At 61.9% G+C, this 25270-nt stretch carries 23 protein-coding genes; 5 read left to right on the top strand and 18 right to left on the bottom strand.

Going from position 1 to position 25270, the window contains the following annotated elements; all coding sequences use genetic code 11:
• Positions 1-13 precede the first annotated feature (13 nt).
• Genes ASU23_RS15485 through ASU23_RS15475 form a run of 3 tightly spaced genes read left to right on the top strand, consistent with a single transcriptional unit; the run spans position 14 to position 4887 of the window.
• On the top strand, positions 14-2350 hold the full coding sequence (locus ASU23_RS15485) for a CoA transferase (protein ID WP_228232382.1): 2337 nt from the start codon (positions 14-16) through the stop codon (positions 2348-2350).
• A 50-nt stretch (positions 2351-2400) separates the two neighbouring features.
• Positions 2401-3348, top strand: coding sequence for a zinc-binding alcohol dehydrogenase family protein (locus ASU23_RS15480; RefSeq protein WP_007731598.1), 948 nt, complete (start codon positions 2401-2403; stop codon positions 3346-3348).
• Between the two features lie 15 nt (positions 3349-3363).
• On the top strand, positions 3364-4887 hold the full coding sequence (locus ASU23_RS15475) for an AMP-binding protein (protein ID WP_058038208.1): 1524 nt from the start codon (positions 3364-3366) through the stop codon (positions 4885-4887).
• Between the two features lie 11 nt (positions 4888-4898).
• On the opposite strand, the gene ASU23_RS15470 is transcribed toward ASU23_RS15475, so the two are convergent.
• The 15 genes from ASU23_RS15470 to ASU23_RS15400 all read right to left on the bottom strand — a co-directional run bounded on the left by ASU23_RS15470 (position 4899) and on the right by ASU23_RS15400 (position 18600).
• Positions 4899-5801, bottom strand: a complete 903-nt coding sequence (locus ASU23_RS15470; protein WP_007731601.1) for an IclR family transcriptional regulator — start codon at positions 5799-5801, stop codon at positions 4899-4901.
• 167 nt (positions 5802-5968) lie between these two features.
• The gene (locus tag ASU23_RS15465; RefSeq protein ID WP_058038207.1) at positions 5969-6793 is read right to left on the bottom strand and encodes an alpha/beta fold hydrolase; all 825 of its coding nucleotides are present in this window, start codon (positions 6791-6793) and stop codon (positions 5969-5971) included.
• Positions 6793-7113, bottom strand: a complete 321-nt coding sequence (locus tag ASU23_RS15460; RefSeq protein ID WP_007731605.1) for a DUF362 domain-containing protein — start codon at positions 7111-7113, stop codon at positions 6793-6795. Before ASU23_RS15460 ends, ASU23_RS15465 begins: the two co-directional genes overlap by 1 nt.
• Before the next feature lie 3 nt (positions 7114-7116).
• Positions 7117-8127 carry an NAD(P)/FAD-dependent oxidoreductase gene (locus tag ASU23_RS15455; protein WP_050655582.1) on the bottom strand — a complete coding sequence of 337 codons (1011 nt, stop codon included), beginning with the start codon at positions 8125-8127 and terminating at the stop codon, positions 7117-7119.
• Between the two features lie 150 nt (positions 8128-8277).
• Entirely contained in the window at positions 8278-9063 is a 786-nt protein-coding gene (locus ASU23_RS15450; protein ID WP_054188628.1) for a class II aldolase/adducin family protein, read from the bottom strand.
• A 13-nt stretch (positions 9064-9076) separates the two neighbouring features.
• Entirely contained in the window at positions 9077-9913 is an 837-nt protein-coding gene (locus tag ASU23_RS15445; RefSeq protein WP_019746502.1) for an ABC transporter permease, read from the bottom strand.
• Positions 9910-10773: an ABC transporter ATP-binding protein gene (locus ASU23_RS15440; protein WP_007731623.1), complete on the bottom strand. Its 864-nt coding sequence runs from the start codon at positions 10771-10773 to the stop codon at positions 9910-9912. The genes ASU23_RS15445 and ASU23_RS15440 overlap by 4 nt, the downstream gene beginning before the upstream one ends.
• Positions 10770-11753, bottom strand: coding sequence for an ABC transporter substrate-binding protein (locus ASU23_RS15435; RefSeq protein ID WP_007731624.1), 984 nt, complete (start codon positions 11751-11753; stop codon positions 10770-10772). Before ASU23_RS15435 ends, ASU23_RS15440 begins: the two co-directional genes overlap by 4 nt.
• Before the next feature lie 204 nt (positions 11754-11957).
• Positions 11958-12914 (bottom strand): NAD(P)-dependent oxidoreductase, encoded by a 957-nt coding sequence (locus ASU23_RS15430; RefSeq protein ID WP_019746501.1) that lies wholly within the window; start codon positions 12912-12914, stop codon positions 11958-11960.
• A 109-nt stretch (positions 12915-13023) separates the two neighbouring features.
• Complete coding sequence (locus tag ASU23_RS15425) at positions 13024-13896, bottom strand: alpha/beta fold hydrolase (protein WP_019746500.1); 873 nt, start codon at positions 13894-13896, stop codon at positions 13024-13026.
• A gap of 30 nt (positions 13897-13926) precedes the next feature.
• Positions 13927-14883: a 3-(2,3-dihydroxyphenyl)propionate dioxygenase gene (locus ASU23_RS15420; RefSeq protein ID WP_007731630.1), complete on the bottom strand. Its 957-nt coding sequence runs from the start codon at positions 14881-14883 to the stop codon at positions 13927-13929.
• The gene (locus tag ASU23_RS15415; RefSeq protein WP_058038206.1) at positions 14883-16226 is read right to left on the bottom strand and encodes a M20 family metallopeptidase; all 1344 of its coding nucleotides are present in this window, start codon (positions 16224-16226) and stop codon (positions 14883-14885) included. The genes ASU23_RS15420 and ASU23_RS15415 overlap by 1 nt, the downstream gene beginning before the upstream one ends.
• Before the next feature lie 122 nt (positions 16227-16348).
• Positions 16349-17638 (bottom strand): Rieske 2Fe-2S domain-containing protein, encoded by a 1290-nt coding sequence (locus tag ASU23_RS15410; RefSeq protein WP_058038205.1) that lies wholly within the window; start codon positions 17636-17638, stop codon positions 16349-16351.
• An 81-nt stretch (positions 17639-17719) separates the two neighbouring features.
• Positions 17720-18118: a hypothetical protein gene (locus ASU23_RS15405; protein ID WP_007731636.1), complete on the bottom strand. Its 399-nt coding sequence runs from the start codon at positions 18116-18118 to the stop codon at positions 17720-17722.
• A complete protein-coding gene (locus tag ASU23_RS15400; protein WP_058038204.1) occupies positions 18115-18600 on the bottom strand; it encodes a MaoC family dehydratase N-terminal domain-containing protein in 486 nt (161 codons plus the stop codon). The genes ASU23_RS15405 and ASU23_RS15400 overlap by 4 nt, the downstream gene beginning before the upstream one ends.
• Positions 18601-18701: 101 nt before the next feature.
• Here ASU23_RS15400 and ASU23_RS15395 point away from each other — a divergent pair, with 101 nt between their 5' ends.
• Both ASU23_RS15395 and ASU23_RS15390 read left to right on the top strand, forming a co-directional pair.
• Positions 18702-19553 (top strand): alpha/beta fold hydrolase, encoded by an 852-nt coding sequence (locus ASU23_RS15395; protein WP_007731641.1) that lies wholly within the window; start codon positions 18702-18704, stop codon positions 19551-19553.
• A gap of 7 nt (positions 19554-19560) precedes the next feature.
• Positions 19561-20742: a multidrug effflux MFS transporter gene (locus tag ASU23_RS15390; RefSeq protein ID WP_058038203.1), complete on the top strand. Its 1182-nt coding sequence runs from the start codon at positions 19561-19563 to the stop codon at positions 20740-20742.
• Positions 20743-20747: 5 nt separating this feature from the next.
• On the opposite strand, the gene ASU23_RS15385 is transcribed toward ASU23_RS15390, so the two are convergent.
• From ASU23_RS15385 to ASU23_RS15375, 3 genes are all read right to left on the bottom strand, one after another.
• Positions 20748-21491, bottom strand: a complete 744-nt coding sequence (locus tag ASU23_RS15385; protein WP_007731643.1) for an IclR family transcriptional regulator — start codon at positions 21489-21491, stop codon at positions 20748-20750.
• A gap of 70 nt (positions 21492-21561) precedes the next feature.
• Positions 21562-23493: an ABC transporter ATP-binding protein gene (locus ASU23_RS15380; RefSeq protein ID WP_007731644.1), complete on the bottom strand. Its 1932-nt coding sequence runs from the start codon at positions 23491-23493 to the stop codon at positions 21562-21564.
• Complete coding sequence (locus ASU23_RS15375; RefSeq protein ID WP_054188631.1) at positions 23490-25223, bottom strand: ABC transporter ATP-binding protein; 1734 nt, start codon at positions 25221-25223, stop codon at positions 23490-23492. The genes ASU23_RS15380 and ASU23_RS15375 overlap by 4 nt, the downstream gene beginning before the upstream one ends.
• Positions 25224-25270: the final 47 nt, after the last annotated feature.

The raw sequence follows: 25270 nt of genomic DNA, 5'->3' as shown, positions 1-25270 counted from the left end.
CGGAGTAGTTGTGGTGCATCCCCCGGTACGGGTCGTAGAGATTTCCAGTCCGTTTGCGCGATTCGCCGGGCGCATCCTGGTCGGGCTGGGTTTCGAGGTCATTCTGGTAGAACCACCCACCGGTGACCCCAGTCGCACCGAGTCCCAGGGTGATTCGTACTTGCATTGGCATGCGGGCAAGAAGTCCGTTGTCCTCGATATCGACGACAGCAACGATCGCCTCGCTTTCGAAGCACTGCTGCGCAGTGCCGACGTCCTGCTCGACGGCAGCGCGACCGGCGCTCTACGCGACAACCGAGGATCTCTCGTTCACGTACGAGTGACACCCTTCGGCACAACCGGACCGCGAAGTGACTGGAAGGCAACAAATCTGACCGTCGCGGCACTCGGCGGGATGATGGCCCAGGTCGGCGATCCCGAGCACCCTCCACTGCTGCTCCCCGAACTCCAGGCTGAGCAGCTCGCCGGAATCAATGCCGCAATCGGCGTGCTTCTCGGACTGCGTTCGCGATCCAAGGGCCACAACCCGTTGCTGGAGATCAGCGCTCAGGAATGTGTTGCCGCCGCGCTGGAAGCGGGCACTCTTGCCTACATTCACGAGGACCGCGTACCACCGCGTCCGGGCCGGGTACATCCGCTCGTTCCGCACGGACTGTTCCAGGCCGCCGACGGTTATGTCGGTGGCGGCCTCGGCGGTAGCCCCCGCATGTGGGACGGCATGCTGGCCTGGCTGATCGACAACGATGCTCAGGACGATCTCGATCAACCGGAGTGGTCCGACGCGGTCTACCGAAAGACGCATCAGGAACACATTTTCGACGTTCTGTCCGCCTTCATCGCGAAGTGGCCGAAGGAAGAATTCGCGGTCAGCGCGCAGTCACGCAAGTTGCCGTGGGCAGCGGTCGACCGGCCCGAAGAACTGCTGCGTAACCCCCAACTCAACGACCGGGACTTCTTCACCGACGTGACCGGAGATCACGGTACCTACCGCGATCTCGGGTTCGGCTTCGCTTTCCCCGAAGGCCGGCGCATCGGAACGCTCGAGGCTGCCCGGTTGGGCCAGCATCAGGAACTCTTGAAGGCCACCTCGCCTGTGGCAGTGAACGAAACCCACGAGTTCAGCGGTGGCAGCACGCCCAGCCTCGAAGGTGTCCGCGTCCTGGATCTCACGTGGGTGTTGGCGGGCCCGTACGGCACCAGAATCCTTGCCGACCACGGTGCCGATGTCATCAAGGTCGAATCGATCGGACGCCCGGACCCGACTCGCTTTGCACCGTTCATGCATCTCTCGCGAGGACCGCACGACAATCCGAACACCAGCGGGTACTTCAACGACGTCAACCGCAACAAGCGCAGCATCACACTCGATACCCGATCCGCAGAGGGCCTTTCGGTACTGCGCGACCTGATCAGGAACTCCGACGTCGTGGTCGAGAATTTCAGCTCGTCGGTCATGGACAAGATGGGGCTCGGCTACGAACAACTCCGGGAGCTCAAACCGGACATCATCTACGTGTCGATGTCCGGGATGGGTCACACCGGTCCTCGCAAGGACTGGGTGTCGTATGCCGACATCGTTTCGGCAAGTACCGGTTTGACCGCACTGACCGGCTGGAACGCCGATGACGTTGTCGGAGTCATCTACGGCCATGGCGACATCGTCGCCGGACTGCAAGCCGGCGTCGCGATGCTGGCAGCCCTCGACTACCGCGACCGGACCGGCCGGGGACAGCACGTAGACCTGTCACAACTCGAAGCCATGGCAGCGCACATGGGTACCAGCGTTCTCCGAGCCGCCCGGTCACAGTCCCCCGATCCGATCGGCAACAGCCATCACGAACTGGCACCACACGGCGTGTACCCGTGCCTCGGCAGCGACCGGTGGTGCTCGATTGCCGTTCGCGATACCACGGAATGGAATGCATTGTGCCGCATCATCGAAGCAGAGAAATGGATCGGCAATCCTGACTTCGCGAGTGCAGAAAGCCGCCAAGCCGATCACGAACGTATCGACGACGCCATCGCCGACTGGACCAGGACTCTGTCACCCGAAACCGTCATGGAACGCTTGCAATCAGCGGGTATCGCGGCCGGCACCGTCCAGGACGGACGCGACCTGGTCGAGAGCGATCCACATCTTCGGGCACGCAGTTTCTATTCGGCACAGGAACATCCCCTCGCCGGAACATTCCTCCACGAAGGCATCCCCGTTCGCCGGAACTCCGAACCCGGCTCGATCCGACGCGCTGCGCCGGTGCTGGGCGCGGACACCGACGACGTCCTCGAGTCGGTGCTCGGATACAGCGACGAACTGATCGCCGGACTTCGCGACCAGTCGATCCTGTCCTGACCGCACTCATATTCAGTACATCCATTCACAGATCGCTACTAGGAGACACAATGCGCGCGGCCCGACTCCATCAGTTCGGCACTTCACCGGTCATCGACGACATCGACATTCCCACACGTGAATCCGGTCAGACGCTCGTGCGCATCGACGCTGCCGCGCTCGGCCATCTCGACATCACCGTCGCGAGCGGAAACTTCGGAGTCAAGCCGAACCTGCCACATATCGGTGGAACAGACGGAGCGGCGACGGTAATCGAATCCGACACCTATGAGCCTGGCACCCGCCTTCTGGTCCGAGGCGGCGGAGTCGGCCTGTTCAAGAACGGTTGCTGGGCTGAGTATCTGGTAGCGGCAGACAAGGCGTTCACACCCTTTGATCCCGCACTGTCGCCGGCCGTCGCCGCAACCTTCTTCCTGCCCAGCACAACCGGCTATGTTGCCGTCAACGACATTGCAGCCGTCGCTCCCGGCGAACGAGTTGTTGTCGCCGGAGCATCCGGCGCTGTCGGATCGATGGCAGCACAGTTCGCTCTGCTTGCCGGAGCGTCCGAGGTAATCGGTGTTGTACCGCGCGAAGATCAGGCTGCCTTGCTTCCGGAGGGTGTGCGTCCCGTCGTCGGGCAAGGCGACGAACTTGCCGGAGTGGTGGGATCCGAGCCTTCCGTCGACGCCGTGATCGACACGCTTGGCGGCGACGGCTTGCCGCACCTTCTGGCGAGTGTTGTCCCCGGTGGCCGGGCTGCCCTGATCGGATATACCTTGGGTAAGAGCCTCACCCTGGACTTGCCGAACTGGTTGCTCAGCGATGTCCGGATCCTGCCCGTCAACATGATTCGCAAGACTGCCCGGCAAGCCGAACTGGCACCTGAAATGATCCGGCTGCTCATCGAAGGCAAGATTTCCGTTGCAGTGCAGGAGTTTCCGCTGGATGACATCGCAACGGCACTGCAGTTGATGGGTGAGGGCAAGGTTGCCGGCCGGGCCGTCGTCGTACCCTGAGGGATACAGTTACCCATGCACCACGACGCACATGCCATTCCGCGCTCGCTTCCGGATTTGATCCGGAGGCGAGCTTTGGAGCGTCCGGAGCACCCGGCGCTCGTCGTCGACGGGATCACGGTCACCTACCGCGAATTGCGGGATCGTGCAGCGTCGATGGGGGCGGATCTCCGTAATCACGGTGTCGGCCGTGGGGAGCGCGTGGCGGCACTGTCCGGCAACAGGATCGAACTGGCAGACCTTGTTCTCGGATGCGCGTGGATCGGTGCGGTTGTCGTCCCACTCAATACGGCCCTCCGAGCCGACAGTGTTGCCAGCGCACTCGAACAGGCTGGTGTACAACGGATCCTGGTTTCACCCGAATACTCAGGCGCTGTAGCCGGATTCGACGGCACCGTGTGGGTCATGGGTGAACAGTGCGTCCCCACTGCCGGTTCGCATCCGGGCTGTGAGCCCGAGACCCTCGATCCGCTCGACCTGGCCGCGATACTCTTCACCTCCGGCACCACCGGTCTGCCCCGAGGCGTCCGATGCCCGCACGCGCAGTTCCTGCAGTGGGGCAAAGGCGTCGGCGCCTCACTCGGGCTCACCGGGGACGATGTGCTGTACAACTGCCTGCCGCTGTTTCACACCAATGCTCTCAATGCCTTTGTTCAGTCCCTTTGGGCCGGGTCTACTTTTTTCCTGGGACAACGCTTTTCGGTCCGCAATCATTGGCGCGAAGTTCGCGAGATCGGCGCAACTGTCGACTACCTGCTGGGTGCGATGGTGGCCATGTTGATGAACGCGGACCCATCGCCGCAAGACCGACAGCACAGCGTCCACGTGGCACTTGCCCCCGCAACGCCGGCTCATCTGATCAAACCGTTTGCCCAGAGATTCGGTGTAGAACTCGTGGACGGATTCGGAAGTACCGAAACCAATCTCGTGATCGGCACACTTCCGGGAGATCGGCGGGCCGGGTACATGGGGCGGGTGATGAGTGGCTACGACGCCGCAGTCGTCAACGACGGTACTGCTGCCGCAGACGGGGAGCCCGGCGAACTGGTGGTCCGCAGCACGATCCCCGGCGCCTGTTCACTGGGCTATCTGGGCGAGGAGATTCCGGCGACGGAGAGTTGGATACAGACCGGTGACAGGGTGATTCGGGAAGCAGACGGCTGGTTCCGATTTGTCGATCGCATCAAAGACGTGATTCGGCGCCGCGGTGAAAATATTTCCGGGGCCGAAGTGGAAACCGTTCTGGCGTTGCATCCGTCGGTCGGTCAGGTTGCCGTCTTCCCGGTACCGTCGGATCTGGCCGAGGACGACGTCATGGCAACTGTAATACTGCGCCCCGGAGTATCTTTCGACCCCATTTCGATTCTGGAGTTCTCCCAGCAACAGCTGCCGTACTTTGCACTTCCCCGGTACATCGACGTCGTGGACACGTTGCCACTCACCGAAACCGGCAAGGTACAGAAAGCAGTGCTACGTGAGAGGGGCGTCGGCCCACACACCTGGGACTGCGAGAAGAGCGTGTTCCGCGCCCGGCGATAGACCGCGCCTCGCTACTTGCCGCAACCGTTGAACGAACACATCACCGGACTGCAGATCGTGCGCAGAGCCAGCGGGTCGCTCGGCGAATGTGTGCACTTCATGGCATGAAGTTTTCGGGTGATTCCGGCGCCGGCAGTGCGCAGGGCCCCGGTGATGCGGCTGACGTTGAGGCGAGCCGTCGGCGCTGTCACAGACAACGCGCCGGCCAGAGTGCGCGGGCCGCTGAACACCGGCACTGCGACGCTCATGTACCCGAGCCGTGTCTCCTCGACCTCCACCGCGAGTTGTTCCTTACGCATCCGCTCGGTTTGCTGGCGCAGCACGCTGACGGACATCGTCGTTCGACTGGTCAAGGCGGTGAAACCCTGCTCGACTACCTCGTCGAAGACCGATTGCGGGGAGAAGGCAAGGATGATCTTGCCGGTGGCGGTGCAGTACAGCGGGAGCCGACCGGCCACCCGCGACTGCTGATTGAGCCCGCGGTGTCCGATGATCTTCTCGATGTAGAGGACGTCGATGCCGTCACGAACCGCAAAGTGAACCGTCTCCTGCGTCGCCAGCAGTAGGTCCTCCATGTACGGCAGCGCCGCGTCGCGCAGAATCCGCTGACGCGGCACCAATTGGCCCAGCTCGAACAATCGCAGGCCGAGCCGGTACTTGGTACCCGCGCGCTCGAGCAATCCCCACTCGACCAGCTCGCCGGCCAACCGGTGAACCGTCGCTTTCGCGACCCCACTGCGCCGGGTGAGCTCCGTCAGAGACAGGTCACTGTGGTCGGTGTCGAAAGCGTCCAAGATCATTCGAGCCTTGCCCAGGACCGAGGACAGTTCACCTGCAGGCTGCGATGCAGCGGTCGTTTCCGACGCGATGGGTAGTACGGATCCGAACCCGACGGATTGTTGTGGAGCGGCCATGAGTGTCCTCCTGAACGATCTGTGACAGCCTGCCGAGACCGAGTGCCACAACGACCGAGATCGGTCGGGGTCCTCGTTAGGTGCAGGTGCTTCGAGACTGACACTATGGTGACGACACGATGAGACGCACGCCACACGGTCCGCTCAGTGAACCCGTCCCGCAGAGTTTACACGGGGCGCCTACCTGCGTAATTCTCCAGAAACATGCGGACGGCGGATGCAATCTGCGGAGCGTGCTCCTCGACGAGTGCGACGGTCCCCGATTCGACGATCTCCGTTTCCACCACTGCCGCACCCGTCAGGTGTGCACGCAACGGCGCAATGTTAGGCATCGAGAAGGGATCCTTCTGCGCGCCGATCAGCAAAACCGGCGCAGTCACCGAACCGACTCTCGCCTCCATGACGTAGCGGGCGCAGGCTTTGTGCCCCTCCGCCGGATCTACCCGGTAGGCAAGCGCGTCTCGGATGAACCTGTCGAGCAGTGCGGTGCCTGGTTCGGGGTAGTAGGGGCGACGCATCTCCCACAGCCTGGTGAGATGGCTACCGTCTGCGGCCCGGTCGACGCAGTCGATCCCACCGGGTCCCGAGTGCCCCTCGCGGTAGTTGCGGTCGGTCCACGGGCACGACGAGAGCACGGCAGCGTGCACCCTCTCGGGGCGTGATGCCGCCATCTCGAGCGCCACTGCCGCACCGGTGTGGTGACCGATGACCGTGACTCGATCGACGCCCAGGGTGTCGAGCAATTCCCACGCGCCTCGCGCATAGGTCTCGATGGTCTGCGGGCCGGGTACCGGAGCACTGTTGCCGTACCCCGGCATGTCCATCGCGACAACGCGGAAGTCGTCGGCAAGGAGTGGAATGAACTCGCGGAATTCGTCCCACGACCGGGGCGCCTGATGAAGCAGGAGAATCGCCTCACCCGAACCTTGCTGCGCGTAATGCAATTGCCCGAAAGACGAATCAACGTATCCGAGTTGCAGGCCGCCAACCATCAGAACGCCGCAACCATCGGGGTATCGACGCCGACGATGTCGATCTTTGCCGAACCACCCGGATTTCCGACGGGCTCGCTACGGGTAGGCAAGACCTCGAGGAAGAAGCGCTTGTTGTCTTCCTTGAAATCCGGGTCTGCTTTCCGGTCGACGGTGATCGCCTCCACCGGGCAGGCCAATTCGCAAGCGCCGCAATCGATGCATTCGTTCGGGTTGATGTAGAGCTTGCGATCACCCTCGTAGATGCAATCCACGGGGCATTCTTCCATGCACGATCGGTCCGTGTAGTCGATGCATGCTTCACCGATGACAAATGCCATTGCCTAGCTCTCCTGTTCGGTGGAGTGTCCAGGGAAGATTTCTGCTTCCGGATCCAGCACTGCCGCAGCGTTGTTCACCGCAGTCGCGGCCTCGCCGAAACCGACGGCGATCAAGCGGACCTTGCCGGGATAGTCCGTGATGTCCCCGGCGGCATACACACGCGGAACATTCGTCTCCATCCGTGTGTTCACCGCGATGTGGCGATTGTCGATCTCGATTCCCCACTCCATCATCGGACCGAGGTCGGCCGTGAATCCCAATGCAGCGATGACGGATTGAGCGGGCAGCGTGGACGTGCTCTTGTCTTGTTTGTGGGTGATGTCGACCTCGCCGATCCACCCGTTTCCACGTACCGCCGAGACATCGGCGTTGACGAGAACCTGGACACTGCTTTCCTGCACCTTGGCGACTGTGGATTTGTGCGCGCGGAAACGATCTCGCCGGTGAACCAGGGTGACGGACTTGGCAATCGGTTCCAGGTGAACGGCCCAGTCGAACGCGCTGTCGCCGCCACCGACGATGACAACGTCTTTCCCGGTGTGCGCCGACAAATCCGGGACGAAGTAACTCAGCCCCCGATCCATGAACTCCGAACCCTTCGCCAACGGACGCGGGGTGAAGGTTCCGATGCCGCCGGTGATGACAACCGCGCCGGCCACCACGACCTGGCCCGTGCTGGTGGTGATCCGCACCCGGCCGTCGTCGTCATGCGACAGCTCACGAGCCTGCATGCCCAGAAGGTACACCGGATCGAACGGGGCAGCCTGCGCCATCAAACCCTCGATGAGGTTGCGTCCCTTGACCGAAGGGAATCCCGCGATGTCGAGGATCGCCTTCTCCGGGTACATCGCACTGACCTGTCCCCCCGGTTCCGCAAGGGCATCGATCACGGCAACCGAGAGGCCGCGGAAGCCTGCGTAGTACGCGCCGTACAGCCCGGCGGGGCCGGCACCAATGATCAGAATATCGACGCCGATCTCGTTGTCGGTCGCCGTGGAAGACGTTTTGTTCACACTCGATACGGTATTGCGCCGACGGACTCACGCAAATGAAACCGGTCCGCTCAACAGACCTCGGTAACAGTTGCGGGACAGCACGAAAAGGGCCCGCCGACCTCTCGGTCGACGGGCCCAATGCTCGCAGGAATTCAGTGCGCGAAGAATTCAGTGCGCGAATACCTCGGGTTCGTCTGCTGCGATCTTCTGGATGATGGTCGAGTACGCAAACCACCCCACCTTCTCGGTGCCGACTGCTTCGTAGGTCTGCGCCGCGATCTTCTCGTGCAGGACAACCGGATCACCGGCGGCTCGCGCCGTCAACTCCGCCTGCATCGACCGCTCCATCGACACATACCACCACACTGCGCTCTCCACGGAAGTTCCGACGGTCAGATGACCGTGGTTGGTGAGGATCACGGCCTTGTTCGATCCGAGGGCATCCGCGATGCGAATCCCCTCCTCTTCGTCCAGCGCCACCCCGTGATACTCCTCGTAGATCGAGTGATCCTCGTGAAAGGCGCACGCGTCCTGAGTGATCGGCGTTAGGCGGGTGTGCAGCGAGGAGAACGCCTTACCGTTCAAACCGTGAGCGTGAACAGCTCCGATGACGTCGGGACGAGCCTCGTGAACCTTGCTGTGGATGACAAACGCTGCTCGGTTGAGCGGTCCGTCTCCGGAAATGACCGCGCCGTCCGACGCCACATGCAGCAATTCCTCCGGCTGAACTTGGGAGAAGTGCCGCCCGAACGGCGCAGTCCAGAAAGTCTCCGGATCTTCTGGGTCTCGGGCGGTGATATGTCCCGAGATTCCCTCGTCCAAACCGAATTTCGACAAAATCCGATACCCGCCGATGACAGCGGTCTTGCGACGACGCCGCTCACTCTCGATATCGGTGAACTCGGGCGGTCCCGGAATTCCGGCCTGCTCGGCAATGCTCAGCGGGTGATTCATGCTGCGCTCCTGACTATTTGACGCCGTAACGGGCGAGGTACCGCGAGGACAGAATGCGGAGAATCCGGTCGAAGATGAAGCCCATGATGCCCAGGACGATGATGCCGACGAACGTCCAGTCGATCCGGCCGTAGTTTCGAGCCTGCCAGATCATCGAACCGATACCCTGGTCGGCGGCGACGATCTCCGCCGACACGATGGTGAGGAAGCTGTTGCCCATCGCCAGGCGAGCGCCCGTGACGATGCCGGGGATCGACGACGGCAAGACCACCGTCTTCATGATCTGAAGTTTGTTGGCACCAAGATTTGCCGCTGCCTGCAGTTTGTTCTCGCTGATCGCTACAGTCGCGGCAATCGTGCTGACCGTGACGATGAATACCGAGGTGTAGAAGATCAGAACAACCTTCGACGTCTCACCGATGCCGAACCAGACGACGGCGAGAGTGACAAACGCAATAGGCGGAATGAACCGGAAGAACTCGATGTACGGATCGAGGAGCTGTCGCACGATGGAAATGCGGCCCATCAGAATTCCGACGGGAGCACCGATCACGACACCCAGGAACCAGCCGATGAGAATTCGCTGACCCGATGCGGTGATCGACGACCACAGAACGCCGCTCTCCCACAGTTCCTGTGCCGCCGACCATACTTCGGCCGGTGATGCAATGGTGGTCGGCCCGTACCACCACGCCAGGAACGACCAGATGCCCAAACCGATTGCCGCTGAGGCTGCATACATCAGCGTCGCTTTGACAATCTTGGATCGCCGCGCCGACGAACGCTTTTTTGTCTCCGCCACCTTCGCTGTTCTCACACCGGCTGAACCACCGGTCACTACAGCCGTCACAGCTCGTCCTCCTCAATGCCTTGGTTCCGCAGCGACGCAACCACTTCTGCCCGAATGTCGTCCCGCAGCTTCTCGTAGAGCTCGATCACCTCGGGATCGTTGCGGTCTCGCGGACGAGCCGCATTGACCTCGTAGACGCTCTTGATCCGGGCCCGCGGGCCGGCCGACATCACGATCACACGGTCAGCCAACGTCAGTGCCTCGTCGATATCGTGAGTCACGAATACCACGGTGCAGCGGGTGTGCCGCCAGATACGGTCGAGTTCGGTCTGCAGAACCTGACGAGTCTGAGCGTCCAACGCACCGAACGGCTCGTCCATGAGAACCAACGACGGCTGGTTGGCAAGAACTCGTGCGATCTGAACACGTTGCCGCATACCGCCGGACAGCTGCGAGGGGAACTTCGCACCCGCGTGGGGCAAGCCGACCATCGCGAGGTACTCGGCCGCGATACTCGCCTGCTCGCTGCGGTTCGCTCCACGCATCCTGGGGCCGTAGGCCACGTTCTGGCTCACGGTCATCCATTCGAACAACGCTTCGGAGCTCTGAAACACCATGCCGGCGTGGCGGTTACTGCCGGCGACGACATCTCCGTCGCACACGATCTCGCCGGCGCTGGGTTCCACGAAGCCGGCCATGGACGACAGCAGCGTCGACTTGCCGCAGCCACTCGGACCGAGCAGACAGACGAATTCACCTGGCTGCACGTGCATGTCGATTCCGGCGACGATCTCCGCCGCGCCGAAGCTGATTCCGAGGTCGACCACGTCGATGGCAACACCGGTGTTCTTCTTGCCGGGGCCGGCTGTCCCCGCGCTATTCGTCGAGCTGGTCGTTGAACCACTTGTTGCGATACTCACTGTGCACCATCCTTGTACCAATCCAGAAGCATTGCCGATTCGAGATCCGGCTGGTCGCTGAGAACACCGATCGACTTGTAGAAATCTACGATCGACTGAGCCGACTCGACATCCGCAGCTTCGAGATTCACCACGGCGAAGTCGATCTCGTCCACCGCGGCAATAGTCTGATCCTCGCTGACGTTCACAGCCGCCTTGGTCGCGGACGCTGCCACGCCCGGATCCGACTCGACCTTGCGCGTTGCCTCGTCGAGCACCTTCGCGACGGTTCGCGCTGTCTCTTCGTTGGCCGACAACCACGGAGCCGTCGTGATCGCCCAATGATGATAGAACCAGCCGTAGTCTCCGGTTACTGCCACCACGTGGCCGGTTCCCTGATCCAGGGCGGTGGCCGGCCACGGCTCCCACAGGACAAACCCGTCGATGTCGCCGCGACTGAGCAGTGCGGGCATGTCCGTCGGGGTCGCCGAGATCATCTCGACCGAACCGGGGGCAATGGAGTTGGCAGCGAGGTACTTGTCCGTCGAAATCTGGCTGAGACCCGGGACGATGCCCATCTTCTTGATCGCAGCCGGTGAGTCGACACCGTTACGCAGCACGACCTTGATGTAGTCACCCGACGCCTCGTACGAGTACATCGCGCGCAACGACGGATTCTGACGCAACTGGGCGATCGTTGTCGTATCGGAGCTACCGGCGATCTGGACCTGCCCGGTCGAGAGTGCGTCGACGGCCTCGCCACCACGACCGAACTGGACGAGTTCGACGTCCAAACCGGCAGCGTCGAACATGCCTTCCTGATCCGCTACGAAGAACGGAGCGTAGGAAGCATCGATTCCGACTGCGATACGCAGTGGTCCACTTCCGGCAGAATCAGCTGTGCTTTGCGTCGCCGGGCGGCTGCATGCGCCGGTTGCAACGGTCAGCAGCAGCGCAGCCGAAACAAGAGCAGTCCTTCCAAACTTTGACAGCGAGGCCATCTACTCACACCTTTGTTTGTGATCTGTGCCGCAGTTGCGGGTCGTGGAGAGCAAACTTAGCTGTGTGTACCTACACCCGAGAACCAACCGGGTCCACCGTGCGGACCGGGGACAGGAACTTACCTCGGCGAAACACTGCACCTGGAGGAACGTGCGGACCGAAATACTTCGGTAACACGGCCCTCGATCACAATGTCCACCGAATCACAATGTCCACCGAATTGTCTGCGAGCGCAGCGCACTGGCGACATTCTGCGCCGTCATCGAATAGATCGACGCACGCGCTCCGGCGCTGCCGCCGGCGACGTGCGGGCTCAGGAGGGTCGAATCGAATCCACGGAGCGGGCTCGAAATCGGTAGTGGTTCAACGTCGAACACATCGAGGGCAGCGCCGCCGACATGCCTGGAACGCAAGGCACGCGCCAATGCCGCGTCGTCGACGACAGCGCCGCGCGCCACATTGACCACGATCGCTCCGGTGGGCAACTGCGCAACTCGATGGGAATTGATCAGTCCCCGAGTTGATTCCGTAAGCGGGACGGCCAGCACCAGGACATCCGCGAGAGGCAGTAACTCGTCGAGTGACACAAACGTCGCAGCCACAGTGTCACGCGGTCTCGAACGCGCGGTGACGTAGACGTCGCAACCGAAGGCGGCAAACAATTCTGCACACCGGCGGCCGATCGAACCAACACCTACGACGCCGACCCGGCGCTGCGCCAGATCGCGGCAATCGCGCGTCAGGATGGATTCCTGTGGCCATCGACCATCGGTAACCTCGTTGTGCGCCCAGAACATGGAGCGGCACAACACACCTGCCGCGAGCACTGCCCACTCCGCAACCGAGTTCGCGTTTGCACCGGGAGTATTCGCCACCGGAACTCCGGCGGCGCGCCAGGCTTCGGCATCGATGAAATTGGTTCCGGCACCAGGCTGTTGGACGAGGAGCACATTCCGGCCGAGCTCTGCTTCCTCCTTGCCCAGTGGCAGATCACCACTCCAGTCCCCCACCACGACGTCGCATGTCGGCAACTCCGCACGGAGCGCCCCCGTGGTGCGCTCAGGTAATCGAACTACCTCCGCCTCACCCCTGACGGCATCACGGATTGCGGTACCGAGTCCGTTGTCGGCGTCGGCCGTCAGCAGAAGTACTTTCTTCACGAGAACTCCTTCGCTGTAAGACGATGACTGTACCTTCGAAAACGCGGAAGCCGGCCTCCCAATCGAGAGACCGGCTCCATTACGCAGCAGCATATTTGGCAGGAACTTCTCAGATAGCTGCCTTCGCGCTGGCTGATGCCTTTGCCAAGAACTCGAGGCTCAGCGGGTTGTACTTCGCTGCCTGCTCGTGCTGCGGCCAGTGACCGCACTCCGAGTAGAGTTCGAGCTGAGCGCCCGGAATATCCTCGGCCATCTTCTTCGCTTCCGGAACATCACCGAACGGATTTTCCTGACCCCAGACCACAAGAGTCGGCGCCTTGATGAGTGCCATTCGATCCGGGCGCAGCAGGTTCCGCTGGCGAACCTCCATCTCCTGCAAGGAAAGGAGGTTGTGGATGTTGGCGACAAAGTCAGGCTGATGGTAGATCCGGTGACGAGCCTGAACCAATTCCTCGGTTGCATCGGCGGGATCATGCATGAGCAACTGCATACGTGCGCGGGTCAATTCGATGTCGTCACTCTGGACGGCCTTCGCGGTCGACGTCTTGATGCGCTCCATGACTACCGGGTTCGCGACTGTTCCGCCTGCTGCCAGCAACTGCAGCGACAGAACACGTTCGGGCTGCTCGCTGGCCAGGTAGGCAGCGACCCAACCACCGAGGCTTTCACCCACCAAGTGCACACGGTCCAGTCCGACCGCGTCGAGGTAGTTCACCAAATGCTCGACGTAGCGCGGAATCTCGTACGGGTAGTCAGGCTTGCCGGTGTAACCATGGCCGAGCATGTCGATCGCGTGAACCCGGTAAGACTCGGCGTGCGGTGCAATATTGCGTGCAAATGCCTCGAGGTGTCCGCTGGTGCCGTGCAGGAAGATCACGGCCTCGTCACCGGATCCTGCCTGCAGAGAGCGCGTGGGCACACCGCCGGCGTCGACGGTCGTCAACTCGAAATCGAGCCCGGCAAGTTCGTTCCAGATTGTCATCAGAGAAACTTCCTTTACTGAAGGTGCAGATTATGTTGTTGCGCTGTCTGTTCCAGCTGGATCGAGAATCGTGACACCCATACCGGTGAGCCACTCGGGAATCGCTTCGTAGGCAAGGCGTTCACCCGGAACGTAGTCGAGCATCGCGGCCATCATGAGCCAGGTCCGCAACTCCTGCGCACCGTTGCCCGCCTCGTCTTCGATCTGCTGCGTCGTGAACTCGGCAAGCTCACTTGCCTTGCCGCTGGCAAACAGATCAAGAATTCGGTCATCGAACTCCGGAGTGATCGCGGCATCGGCTGCGCGGATGATCTGGCGTCGCCGGACGTCGTAGTCGGACCAGTTCTCCCGGCCGTCCAGCCAGGCTTGAACCATGAAATCCTCGTCCTCACCGTGCGGATCCCGCCAGTCCGGCCAGGGCAGACGATGAGACAATCCACCGGACGCGATCACCACGACCCGGGTATCCGCCGGATACGACGCAACGGCATCCCGCAGGGCCTTCGCCACTTCCTCACATCGCTTGAACGTCGGGAGGGGCGGCGCGAATACGTTGACCACCAACGGAACTATCGGAACATCGATTCCGTCGAGAAGGTACTGAATCGCGTGAGACTGACCATGATCGATCTGCAATCGCGCCGAGTAGGCAAGATCGAACCGGCCACCTTCGATCAGCTCGTTTGCAAGGTGCCTGGCGAACTCCACGTCGACCCGTTGCGGCCCCTTGGGTGTTCCTGACTCGCCACTGGAAATGCACTCTCCGACGCCGAGAGTGAACGCCGGAATCAGATCCAGCCAGAAACCGCGAAAGTGGTTGGAGCCGAGAATCAAGACAACATCGGGTTTCGACGCCGCGATCTTCTCCCGGCTCAGATACAGCGCGTCCCGGAAGCGTTCGGCCTCCGCCTTGTGCGTCGTCTCTTCCCAATGGGTGTTCATCAAGGTGCTGTGGGAGGCACCGATACCCAGAACTATCTTCGCCATCAGTCGATTCCTACTTCCTCGAGCGAGCGGGTGACGGTGTCGAGGGCCACTCGGATCAGATACTTCGTAAATCTCTCCGCCGCAGCCAGGTCCACAGTGTTCATCCCCATCGCGAAGTCCACCTCGAACGGTGCGTCGACCACCTTGGGCATACCCACCCGAATCGTCGGGATGCCGCGGCTGCGCAGGATGTTTGCGTCGGTGGCTCCACTCGCGTCGAAGAAGTCCTGATGCGGCTCTCCTTCGGCAGCTTCCCACGCGTGGACTGCGGCGCGGCGCAACCACATTCGAGGGTCGGAACCCTCACCGGGGATGGCAAGAACCTGTTCGACGTCGATCTGCAGATCCAGCGATTGTGCGATCTCCGCAACGACGGCTTTGAGTTCGCGCTTGGCCGCGGTGGGCGTCGTCCGCGGGCTGAGCCGTAGATCAACGGTAAGGCGCACCTGCTCGGGGGTGAACGACGCTGTTCGCTCCCACCCGCCGCGGATGTTGGCAACGATCCCCTGAGGCGCAACCAAACCGTCCTGATGCGCCGCCGAGTACTTCGGGAACCATTCCTCCAACTTGGCGACCACCTCGCCGGCTGCGGTAATCGCGTTGCGGTACGGCAACCGGTGGCGCGAGCCGACGTAGGTGTGCAGACCGTGCACCGTGATCTCGAACCAGGCCAGTCCCACTTCTTCCCAGGAAACCGTCCAGCCGGGCTTGGCGATCAACGCGCAGTCCGCCCACACTCCCTGTTCCAGGAGGAACGAGCAGCCGACGCCCTGGCCGGTGTTGCGTCGGGGGTTTCCGACACCGGGGCGGGCATTGGTCGGCATACCACCGGCGCCGAATCCGAGCACCAGGTCACCGCGGAGCGGAATACCGGCTGCGGCAATTGCTTCGGCCGCCGCGACAATGCAGACGGCGTGGCCTTTGGGGTTCGACGCACCCAATCCGATCACGTAGTTCTCGTCGAACTGGGCGTGCGGCGTCAGATCCGCTCGCAGCTCATTTCCCACCCACGGCAGGTCTTCCGCCGGATCGCCGGTCGTGACGGTGTCGATCGGCGCATACAGCAACAGGTCCGGTCCGGACCCGTCACCGCGGAGCCTTCCCCACGAGTTCGCCTGCCGATCATCGAGATCCATTGTGTGGGCCTCGATGCCCGACGCTGCCAGGACCGCCGTGATGTGGCGGGCCAGCGGTGCTTCGTCACCCGTCGGACTGGGAATGTTGACCACCGAAGTGGCGAGATCCCGCAATCGCGCACGATCGACATGGGCGTAGGCTCGCTCGACCCATTCCCGGCGCTCGTCGCCTAGGCCTGCGAGAGCATCGGCCCTCGCAGTGCTCATGGATTGACCTGATGTACCTGAGTATTGCTGCGCTCGCCGGCCAGCTGCCACAGCTTGGGAACTGCCACTGCAACAGCGGCACCGATAGCGACAGCCGTCAGAATCTTGAACATGTATCTCTCCTATTCGCTGGTGCCGGTGGGAATCTGAGCGTCGGCGACAGGGGCCGAGCGGGGCGTTGGCGTCCGGCGCTCTCGGGTGGGCCTGACCGGCGCCTTGGGGGTGAGCTTGGCCGCGTCGGCGATCTTCTCGGCGTACTCTTCCTCTGCCAGATTTCGCCACGTCGTCAGCGACACGTCCGGTCGGTACAGCTTCTCCGGCGGTGCGTCGGTGACCTCGACCATCCACGCATCCTGACCCGAGAACTGACCGTGGAACAGCCAGCGGATCGCGCCGAGGTACTTGGCGTAGAAGCCCAATTTTGCTGCGCCGGAGACGAAGTTGACCATGAGGCCGACGTACTTGTGGTTGTCTTCGTCCACCGGGACGTAGAACTCGTAGTGAATGAACTTGGGGTACGCGATGCGCAGGACACCCGGCATGGACAGTGAAGCAAAACCGGGGAAGTTCTGAGCTGCGATCACAGGATTGACGTCCAGACCGGCGCCGACGTTTCCGATCTGAGAAATCTGGGTCTCGTCCGGCTTCTTCTTCCACCACCGCTTGTTCGTCCAGGTTCCCACGCCCGGGAATTCCGCCTCCCAGTACACCTCTTCCTGCACGCGGTAGATCCAGCGTCCCTCCGGAACGATGCTCGTGATGTTCCACGTCGGCATCGGCTTGAACAGACGCCACAATGCGGTGCGGTGCAGGTACTTCGCATGTCCCTCGTCGAAACCGTTCTCACATGCGAAGCGCCAGTTGCCTTCTCGGGGCTGAATCCGACCACCGACGATACCCTTGTTCTCCACCAGCTCACGCGGCAACTGGTCGTCGATGGACGGCGCCGGCTCGTTGGCGATCGGGATGTACACCCACACCAGACCGAGTCGCTCCTCGATCGCATAGGTCTGGACGTTCAGCTTGCCGCAGATCTTGGAATCCGGACCGTCGGTGATGACCGCGGCCAGCTTGCCGTCAGTGAGCCGGTACGTCCAGCCGTGGTACGGGCAGCTGACAGTTCCCGGGAACTGCTGATCGCCCTCGGACAACGGAACGCCGCGGTGCGGGCACCGATCGTGCAGGGCATATGCCTTGCCTGCGTCGCGGATGATCGCCAGCTTTTCACCACAGATGGTGAAGCTCTTGGGGTCTTTGGTGATGTGGTTCGACCACGTGACCGGGTACCAGTAACCGCGGTATCCGCTGCCGGCTGCGTTGTAACCCGGCCATGCCGTCCAATCCTGCCGACCGGCCGCTCGTGGCCGCTCGGGCAGCGCGAACGTGGCTTCCGACGCCTCGACACCAGTCATGTGAAGTCCTCTCGACACTGAACGTTTGAATGAAACAGATCTTGGGTGAGATTGCGGTCTACGCCAATGGATTCGGTTCGCTCAGCAGACCCGGACCACCACAGCGGTTCCGACGGCACACAGCACGCCATTGTCCGAATGCTCCCGCAATGCCAAAGTTAGTTGGTCACTGTTGATTTGGGACACTTCACCCGACACCTCGAGTGTGGTTCCGACGGGCGCGGGCGCACGATTCTGCCAGGAGACGGACACAACTCCTTCGTATCCACCGGCAAAGTGTGACGCGGCACGAAAGAACAGCGTGCCCTGCAACTGGGCCATGACCACCGGTGCGGACAACCCCTCCGTCTGCGCATATGAGGCGTCGTAGTGAATACGGTGCGAATTGTGCGTCGACGCCCCGAATCGAAGGATCCGAACCGGATCGCAGACCAAGGTCACCGATTCGATCGGCGTGCCCACGACTACTGTTTCGGTCATCGGACGATGAACTTCTCGACGACCTCGGCGAATGCGCCGGACTGCGCACCCCGGTAAGTCTTGGTGACCGAGAGCAGCAGAAACTCGTCCGGAGCCCGGCCCTTGGTCGTCACGGTATCGATTACTCGCCCTACGACGACAGCCTCACCCAGCGGGGCCGGTCGCAAGAAAGTCACACTCTGCCCGCCGGCCATCAAGCGCACGTCGATACCGTCTGTGCCCGGCACTTCGTCACGGAACATGCCGTCTGCTCGGTACTCTCGATCGGAGCCACCTTGCGGTCCTCGCAAAAGCGAAGGCAGATACATCGGATGGACGGCAAATGCCGGGTGCTCCGGGTCGAGAAACCGGGGGTCCGTCTCGGCGGTGGCAACCGCAAACGCAACCGACTCCGCCGGACGCACCGTTCCCAACTCTCGCGTTTCCCGCGTACCGATCATCGCCTCCGCGCGATCACGCGCGTGCTCGAGTTCTGTTCTCATGCCAGCACGCTAGGCATTCGGAAGTCTCACAGCCACGAACCGGGTTCGCCTGCCGGACCGCGATACTTCCCATACCGCTCACCTCGAGGTCAGGTATAGCCATGGCTGATCAACCGAAGAGCTTGTACGCCAAAGCAGATGGCGTCACATTCCATTACTACGACCTCGGCGAGGGCGACCCCACGATTTTCCTGCACGGAGGCGGCCCCGGCTGCACTGCGTGGTCCGACTTCGGGCCAGTGGCACCGCTCTTCGCCTCGGATCGACGAGCGATTCTCGTTGATCTGCTGCAATACGGTCGGTCCGACAAGTGCACCATCGCCGGCCCAATGTGGGACTTCCACGCCGCCAAGGTGGTTGCCCTGCTCGACGAACTCGGAATCGAACGCGCAGACTTCGTCTGCAACTCGTGGGGCGGCACCATAGCGCTCAATCTTGCGGCAAAGTACCCGGAACGCGTTCGCTCCCTGGTGATCACGGGCAGCATGCCCGTCTTCTACGGTCCACTCGCGCCGCTCCCCGAGGATGGCCGTCGTGGCCGCAACGCCCGCGACGTCTACTACGGCGGCACCGGCCCCACCCTCGAAAAACTCCGCACCTTGATCACCAGTCTCGAATGGTTCGACGGATCGAAGTTGCCCGCCGAAACCCTCCAGATGCGATACGAGCAAAGTCTCGACCCCGAAGAAATGGCCCTGGCTGCCTCGGCGGACTCACCTCGTGGCGATTGGCAGGATCTCACAGCTGAACTCGGCCAGATCCAGGCGCCGACGCTCTTCGCCTGGGGCATGCACGACGCATTCCTCACCCCGGACTACCCGCTCATGCTTGCGCGGATGATTCCCCATGGCCATCTCTACATCATGGACAAGGCGTCGCATCATCTTCAGGAAGAACGACCATACGACTACTACAGTGTAGTTTCGGGTTTCCTTGACCAACAGCACAACTGAACGAACGGTGATCGCCCCGACGGGCGGTGCACGGATCCGATTGGTACTGCTTCTCGGAATTCTCACCGCCCTCGGGCCGTTCACCGTCGACATGTATCTTCCTGCGCTGCCACAGATCACGCAGGAATTCGGCACGTCGGACACGATGGTTCAGCTGACCCTGACGGGCACACTGCTGGGTCTGGCTTTCGGCCAGTTGCTCATCGGCCCACTGTCCGACATCTACGGACGTCGACGTCCCCTGCTCGTGGGCACAGTAATTCACGTCGGCGCGTCGTTGGCCTGCTTCTTTGCTCCGTCCATCGAAGTCCTCACTGCGCTGCGAACCCTTCAAGGTTTCGGCGCCGCCGCGACAGGCGTGATCGCGATGGCAATCGTTCGTGATCTATTCACCGGACACGATGCGGCAGTTGTACTTTCGCGGCTGATGTTGGTCATGGGCGTAGCGCCCATCCTGGCCCCCTCCATCGGCGGGGCACTGATGTCCGTAACACAGTGGCGCGGAGTCTTTCTCGCTCTCTTCATCCTGGGCATCGCGATGATCGCACTCGCGGCAGTATCGCTGCCGGAAACACTTCCACCCGAGAATCGGTCGGGCAAGGGCATCGGCGCCATCGCGCGAAACTACATTGCGCTCGGCAAGGATGCCCACTTCATGGTGTTGGTGCTCGTGTGCGGTCTCGGCCGCGGCGTTTTGTGGTCGTACATCGCCGCGTCGTCCTACGTGATGCAGGAACAGTTCGGACTGAGCGCCACCGCATACGGATTTGCCTTTGCCGGCGGCGCCGTCGTTCTGATCGGTTCGTCCCAGCTCAACGTCGTGCTTCTCGGCCGGTGGTCGCCGAATTCCATCACGATCTGGGCAATGTGGGGCAGTAGTGCCGTCGGCGCTGCATTTGTTGTTGTTGCCGCCACCGACTCGTGGGGATTCGTCGGGTTTGCCGTCCCCATCCTGCTGATGCTCTGCGCAACGGGTTTTGTCATGCCCAACGCACCGGCGGTTGCACTGTCCCGTCACGGAGAAGCCGCAGGCTCAGCAGCCGCGCTGATCGGATTTGCGCAGTTCGGCGCTGCAGCTGTGGTTGCGCCCATCGTCGGCCTTCTCGGCAACACCAGTCTTGCCGTGGCCATCTCCATGACCGGGGCTTCGGTTCTCGGCGTGATCGCGCTGCTCTGCGTGCGTCGATAAAACGGTTATGCCGAGCGTTCGAGAACCGATACCTTCCGGCTGATCCCTTCGGCCGCCGCGCGCAACGGTTCGGCAAAACGCTCGGTATCCATTCGATACCGCGGACTCGACACACCGATCGCGGCAACTGCTTCACCAAGTCCACCGAAGATCGGGGCAGCGATACTCGATGTTCCCAGGCGAACCTCCTCGGTCTCGACCGCCAACTGCTGCGAACGAACAGCGTCGAGTTGCCTACGTAACCCGTCTTCCGAGTTCACCGTCCGATCGGTGAACTCGACAAATCCGTTGCCTGTCACCGCTCGAAAAACGGAATCCGGTGAGTACGCGAGTATCGCTTTGCCGGTTGCCGTGGCATACATCGGCAGCCGGCCAGCCACCCGCGACGGCAGGTCCACCCCGTGATGACCGGAGATCTTGTCGATGTACAGAACATCGAGGCCGTCGCGAATCGCGAGGTGAACCGTCTCCCGGGTCGCCGCGTGAAGATCCTGCACATACGTCAAGGACACCTCGCGCAGAATACGTTGACGAGGAACCAACTGCCCCAGTTCGAAGAGCCGTAACCCCAACCTGTACTTGGTTCCGACCCGTTCCAGTAGACCAAGAGACACCAGTTCACCGGCTATTCGATGCACCGTCGCCTTCGCAACACCACTCCGATTCGCAAGTTCGGTCAGCGACAGCGCACCCGAATCCGCATCGAAGGAATCGAGTATCAGGCGCGCTTTCCCCAGCAACGAATGCATCGCCGAGCGCCTCCAGTACACAGAATGTGGTCCACCCAGCGGACCAAGTCTGCTCCAGTCTACTGAGGCATCAGATCTCCGCGCCCACGAATTGGCTGTTGTACAGACGGAAGTACGCGCCGCGGGATTCGAGCAGAGCCTCATGGCTCCCCTGCTCCACGATCCGGCCTTCCTCCATCACCACGATCAGGTTCGCATCACGAATTGTCGAAAGACGGTGCGCGATGACAAAGCTGGTTCGGTCGTTGCGCAGAACCGCGGTGGCGCTCTGGACCAGCAGTTCGGTGCGCGTGTCCACCGAACTGGTCGCCTCGTCGAGGATCAGGATGGACGGCTGCGAGATGAAGGCGCGGGCGATAGTGATGAGCTGCTTCTCGCCCGCACTGACGTTGCTGCCTTCCTCGTCGATGACCGTGTCGTAACCCTCAGGCAGAGAGTGCACGAACTTGTCGACGTAGCTCATCTCGGCCGCACGACGAATCTCCTCGTCGGTGGCACCAGGCTTGCCGTAGGCGATGTTCTCGCGGATGGTTCCACCGAACAGCCATGCGTCCTGCAGAACCATGCCGATCCGTGAGCGCAGATCGTCTCGCGTCATGTCGGCGATGTCGATGCCGTCCAAAGTGATTCGGCCCGAATTGAGTTCGTAGAACCGCAGGATGAGGTTGACGAGGGTGGTCTTGCCTGCGCCGGTGGGTCCGACGATCGCAACCATCTGGCCCGGCTCGGCAGTCAGGGACAGGTCCTCGATCAGCGGCTGTTCCGGCTTGTAACTGAAGGTGACGTTCTCGAACTTGACGCGACCCTTGTCGACAGTGGGCGACTTCGCGCTCTTCGGGTCCTCCGACTGCTCGTCTTGGTCGAGCAGCGCGAAGACCCGCTCGGCCGAAGCGACGCCGGACTGCAGCAGATTGGTCATCGACGCTATCTGCGTGAGCGGCTGGGTGAACTGCCGCGAGTACTGGATGAACGCTTGCACATCGCCGAGCGTCATCGTTCCGGATGCGACGCGCATGCCACCCACCACTGCGATGGCGACGTAGTTGAGGTTGCCCAGGAACATCACGGCCGGCATGACCAGACCGGAAATGAACTGCGCCTTGAAGCTGGACTCGTACAGATCCTCGTTCTGCTTGCGGAAGCGCTCCTCGACCTCCTGCTGGCGACCGAACACCTTGACCAACTCGTGGCCGCTGAATGCTTCCTCGACCTGCGCGTTGATTCCGCCGGTGCTCTTCCACTGCGCCACGAAGTGCTTCTGTGAACGCTTCGCGATAAACGCCGTCACCATGATCGACAGCGGAACAGTTGCCACCGCGATCAAGGCGAGCAGAGGTGAGATCCACAGCATCATCACCAGAATGCCCAGGACGGTCATCACCGACATGACCAACTGGCTGAGCGTCTGCTGCAAGCTCTGCGCGACGTTGTCGATATCATTGGTCACGCGTGAGAGAACATCACCGCGGGCATGGGTATCGAAGTACCGCAAGGGAAGTCGGTGAATCTTCTGCTCGACGTCCTCACGCAGACGACGAACGGTTCGCTGGACCACGATGTTGAGCAGATACGCCTGCAGCCAACTGAACAGCGACGCGCAGACGAACAGCAGCAGCACGATCATCAAGACCTTGCCGACGGCGTCGAAATCGATTCCGGTTCCAGGCACAACTGCCATGCCGGACACCATGTCGGCGAGCTGACCCTGCCCCGAAGCGCGCAATCCTTCGACAGCCTGTTCCTTGGTCGTCCCCGGCTGGAGTTGCTTGCTGACGATGCCGTCGAAGATCAGGTTGGTGGCGTTTCCCAGGATCTTCGGCGCGATCGAGGAAAGTACGACGCTTGCGGTCACCAAAGCGAAGATCAGGACGACGATCGGCTTGTCGGGGCTCAAGCGACCGAGGAGACGTTTGAGCGAAGGGCCGAAGTTCATGGCCTTCTTTGTGGGATCGCCGCCGCCGGGCGGGCCGATGGGAGGCGAGGAAGTCGGTCGATTGCTCATGATGCGTCCTGTACGGCTAGCTGAGAGGCGACGATTTCGCCGTAGGTGGGACAACTGACCACGAGTTCGTCGTGCGTGCCGATCCCCACGATGGCGCCGTCGTCGAGCACGATGATCTGATCGGCTTCCACGATGGTGGAAATGCGCTGCGCGACAACGACGATGCAGGCGTCTTGCGTGACCGGCCGGAGCGCCGCACGCAGCCTCGCATCAGTAGTGAGGTCGAGTGCCGAGAAGGAATCGTCGAACAGATAGATCTGTGGCTTACGCACCAACGCTCTGGCGATGGCGAGTCTCTGACGCTGACCGCCCGATACCGTCGTACCGCCTTGTGCCACCGGTGTGTCCAGGCCTTCAGGCATGGCGCGGACGAAGTCGGCAGCTTGGGCGATCTCGAGGCACTCCCACAGCCATTCGTCGGTAGCTTCGGGGTTTCCGTAGCGGAGATTGGTGGCGACAGTGCCCGAGAACAGATACGGCTTCTGCGGGACGAGACCGATCACCGAGCAGAGCAGTTCCGTGTCGATGTCGCGGACGTCGACTCCTCCCACCGATACCGATCCGGAGGTGGAGTCGATCAAACGCGGAATCAGGTTAAGCAGAGTGGTCTTTCCCGATCCGGTGCCGCCGATGATCGCCGTCGTCTTGCCGGGTTCGGCACGGAACGTGATGTCGCGCAATACAGGTTCCTCGGCTCCGGGGAACTGGAACTGAGCGCCACGAAGTTCGACGACTCCCGGGTCCTTCAGTTCTCGGACCGGGTTCTCGGGCGGAATCACCGACGAATCCGTGTCGAGCACCTCGGAGATACGTTCGGCGCACACCGACGCACGCGGCAGCATCACCGCCATGAAGGTGGCCATCATGACGGCCATCAGGATCTGCATGATGTAGCTGAGCATCGCGGTGAGCGAGCCGATCTGCATCGAGCCCTCGTTGATCTGATGGCCACCGAACCAGATGACCGCGACGCTGGTGACATTGCTGATCAGCATCACGAGCGGGAACATCAGTGCCATGAGGCGGCCGACGCCGAGTGCAGTCTCCGTCAGCTCACGGTTGGCATCGCCGAAACGCTCTACCTCGTACGGTTCCCGTACAAACGCTCGGACGACGCGGATGCCCGTGATCTGTTCGCGAAGAACACGGTTGACGGCGTCGAGGCGGCCCTGCATGACCCTGAATCCGGGGACCATCCGGGCAATCAGGAAACCCATCGAGACTACGAGCAGCGGGACGCTGATCCCCAGGATCCAGGACAGATTCAGGTCCTGGCGCAGAGCCATGATGATGCCGCCGACGCACATGATCGGCGCCATGACGAGGATGGTGCAACTCATCACGACCATCATCTGCACTTGCTGGACGTCGTTGGTGTTGCGGGTGATCAGCGAAGGCGCACCGAAGTGCCCGACCTCTCGGGCCGAGAACGTCCCGACCTGATGCAGCACCGAAGCCCGGAGATCGCGTCCGACGCCCATGGCGACTCGCGCACCGAAGAAGACGGCACCCACCGAGCACAGGATCTGCGTGAGCGTGACCATCAGCATCATCCCGCCGGTGGAGAGGATGTAGCCGGTGTCGCCTTTCGTCACGCCGTTGTCGATGATGTCGGCGTTGAGACTCGGAAGGTAAAGGGCCGCCATAGTCGAAATAAACTGCAGGACGACAACGCCCGTGAGTTCACCCCGGTACGGCATCAGATAAGTGCGCAGCAGCCTGATCAGCATAGTGAGCGAAGGTTACCAATCCTGGCCGACATGTGCCGCTGGATATT

Source organism: Rhodococcus sp. KB6, assembly GCF_001445685.1.
Lineage (GTDB): Bacteria > Actinomycetota > Actinomycetes > Mycobacteriales > Mycobacteriaceae > Rhodococcus_F > Rhodococcus_F qingshengii.
The sequence above is the reverse complement of the archived record's forward strand: the minus strand, read 5'-3'. Positions and strand labels throughout refer to the sequence as shown.

What these genes read in the sequence shown, in the direction of transcription:
- ASU23_RS15480 (WP_007731598.1), top strand. Translation starts at nt 2,401, where the DNA reads ATGCGCGCGGCCCGACTCCATCAGTTCGGCACTTCACCGGTCATCGAC.
- ASU23_RS15475 (WP_058038208.1), top strand. Translation starts at nt 3,364, where the DNA reads ATGCACCACGACGCACATGCCATTCCGCGCTCGCTTCCGGATTTGATC.
- ASU23_RS15470 (WP_007731601.1), bottom strand. Translation starts at nt 5,801, where the DNA reads ATGGCCGCTCCACAACAATCCGTCGGGTTCGGATCCGTACTACCCATC.
- ASU23_RS15465 (WP_058038207.1), bottom strand. Translation starts at nt 6,793, where the DNA reads ATGGTTGGCGGCCTGCAACTCGGATACGTTGATTCGTCTTTCGGGCAA.
- ASU23_RS15460 (WP_007731605.1), bottom strand. Translation starts at nt 7,113, where the DNA reads ATGGCATTTGTCATCGGTGAAGCATGCATCGACTACACGGACCGATCG.
- ASU23_RS15450 (WP_054188628.1), bottom strand. Translation starts at nt 9,063, where the DNA reads ATGAATCACCCGCTGAGCATTGCCGAGCAGGCCGGAATTCCGGGACCG.
- ASU23_RS15435 (WP_007731624.1), bottom strand. Translation starts at nt 11,753, where the DNA reads ATGGCCTCGCTGTCAAAGTTTGGAAGGACTGCTCTTGTTTCGGCTGCG.
- ASU23_RS15425 (WP_019746500.1), bottom strand. Translation starts at nt 13,896, where the DNA reads ATGACAATCTGGAACGAACTTGCCGGGCTCGATTTCGAGTTGACGACC.
- ASU23_RS15420 (WP_007731630.1), bottom strand. Translation starts at nt 14,883, where the DNA reads ATGGCGAAGATAGTTCTGGGTATCGGTGCCTCCCACAGCACCTTGATG.
- ASU23_RS15415 (WP_058038206.1), bottom strand. Translation starts at nt 16,226, where the DNA reads ATGAGCACTGCGAGGGCCGATGCTCTCGCAGGCCTAGGCGACGAGCGC.
- ASU23_RS15410 (WP_058038205.1), bottom strand. Translation starts at nt 17,638, where the DNA reads ATGACTGGTGTCGAGGCGTCGGAAGCCACGTTCGCGCTGCCCGAGCGG.
- ASU23_RS15405 (WP_007731636.1), bottom strand. Translation starts at nt 18,118, where the DNA reads ATGACCGAAACAGTAGTCGTGGGCACGCCGATCGAATCGGTGACCTTG.
- ASU23_RS15400 (WP_058038204.1), bottom strand. Translation starts at nt 18,600, where the DNA reads ATGAGAACAGAACTCGAGCACGCGCGTGATCGCGCGGAGGCGATGATC.
- ASU23_RS15395 (WP_007731641.1), top strand. Translation starts at nt 18,702, where the DNA reads ATGGCTGATCAACCGAAGAGCTTGTACGCCAAAGCAGATGGCGTCACA.
- ASU23_RS15385 (WP_007731643.1), bottom strand. Translation starts at nt 21,491, where the DNA reads ATGCATTCGTTGCTGGGGAAAGCGCGCCTGATACTCGATTCCTTCGAT.
- ASU23_RS15380 (WP_007731644.1), bottom strand. Translation starts at nt 23,493, where the DNA reads ATGAGCAATCGACCGACTTCCTCGCCTCCCATCGGCCCGCCCGGCGGC.
- ASU23_RS15375 (WP_054188631.1), bottom strand. Translation starts at nt 25,223, where the DNA reads ATGCTGATCAGGCTGCTGCGCACTTATCTGATGCCGTACCGGGGTGAA.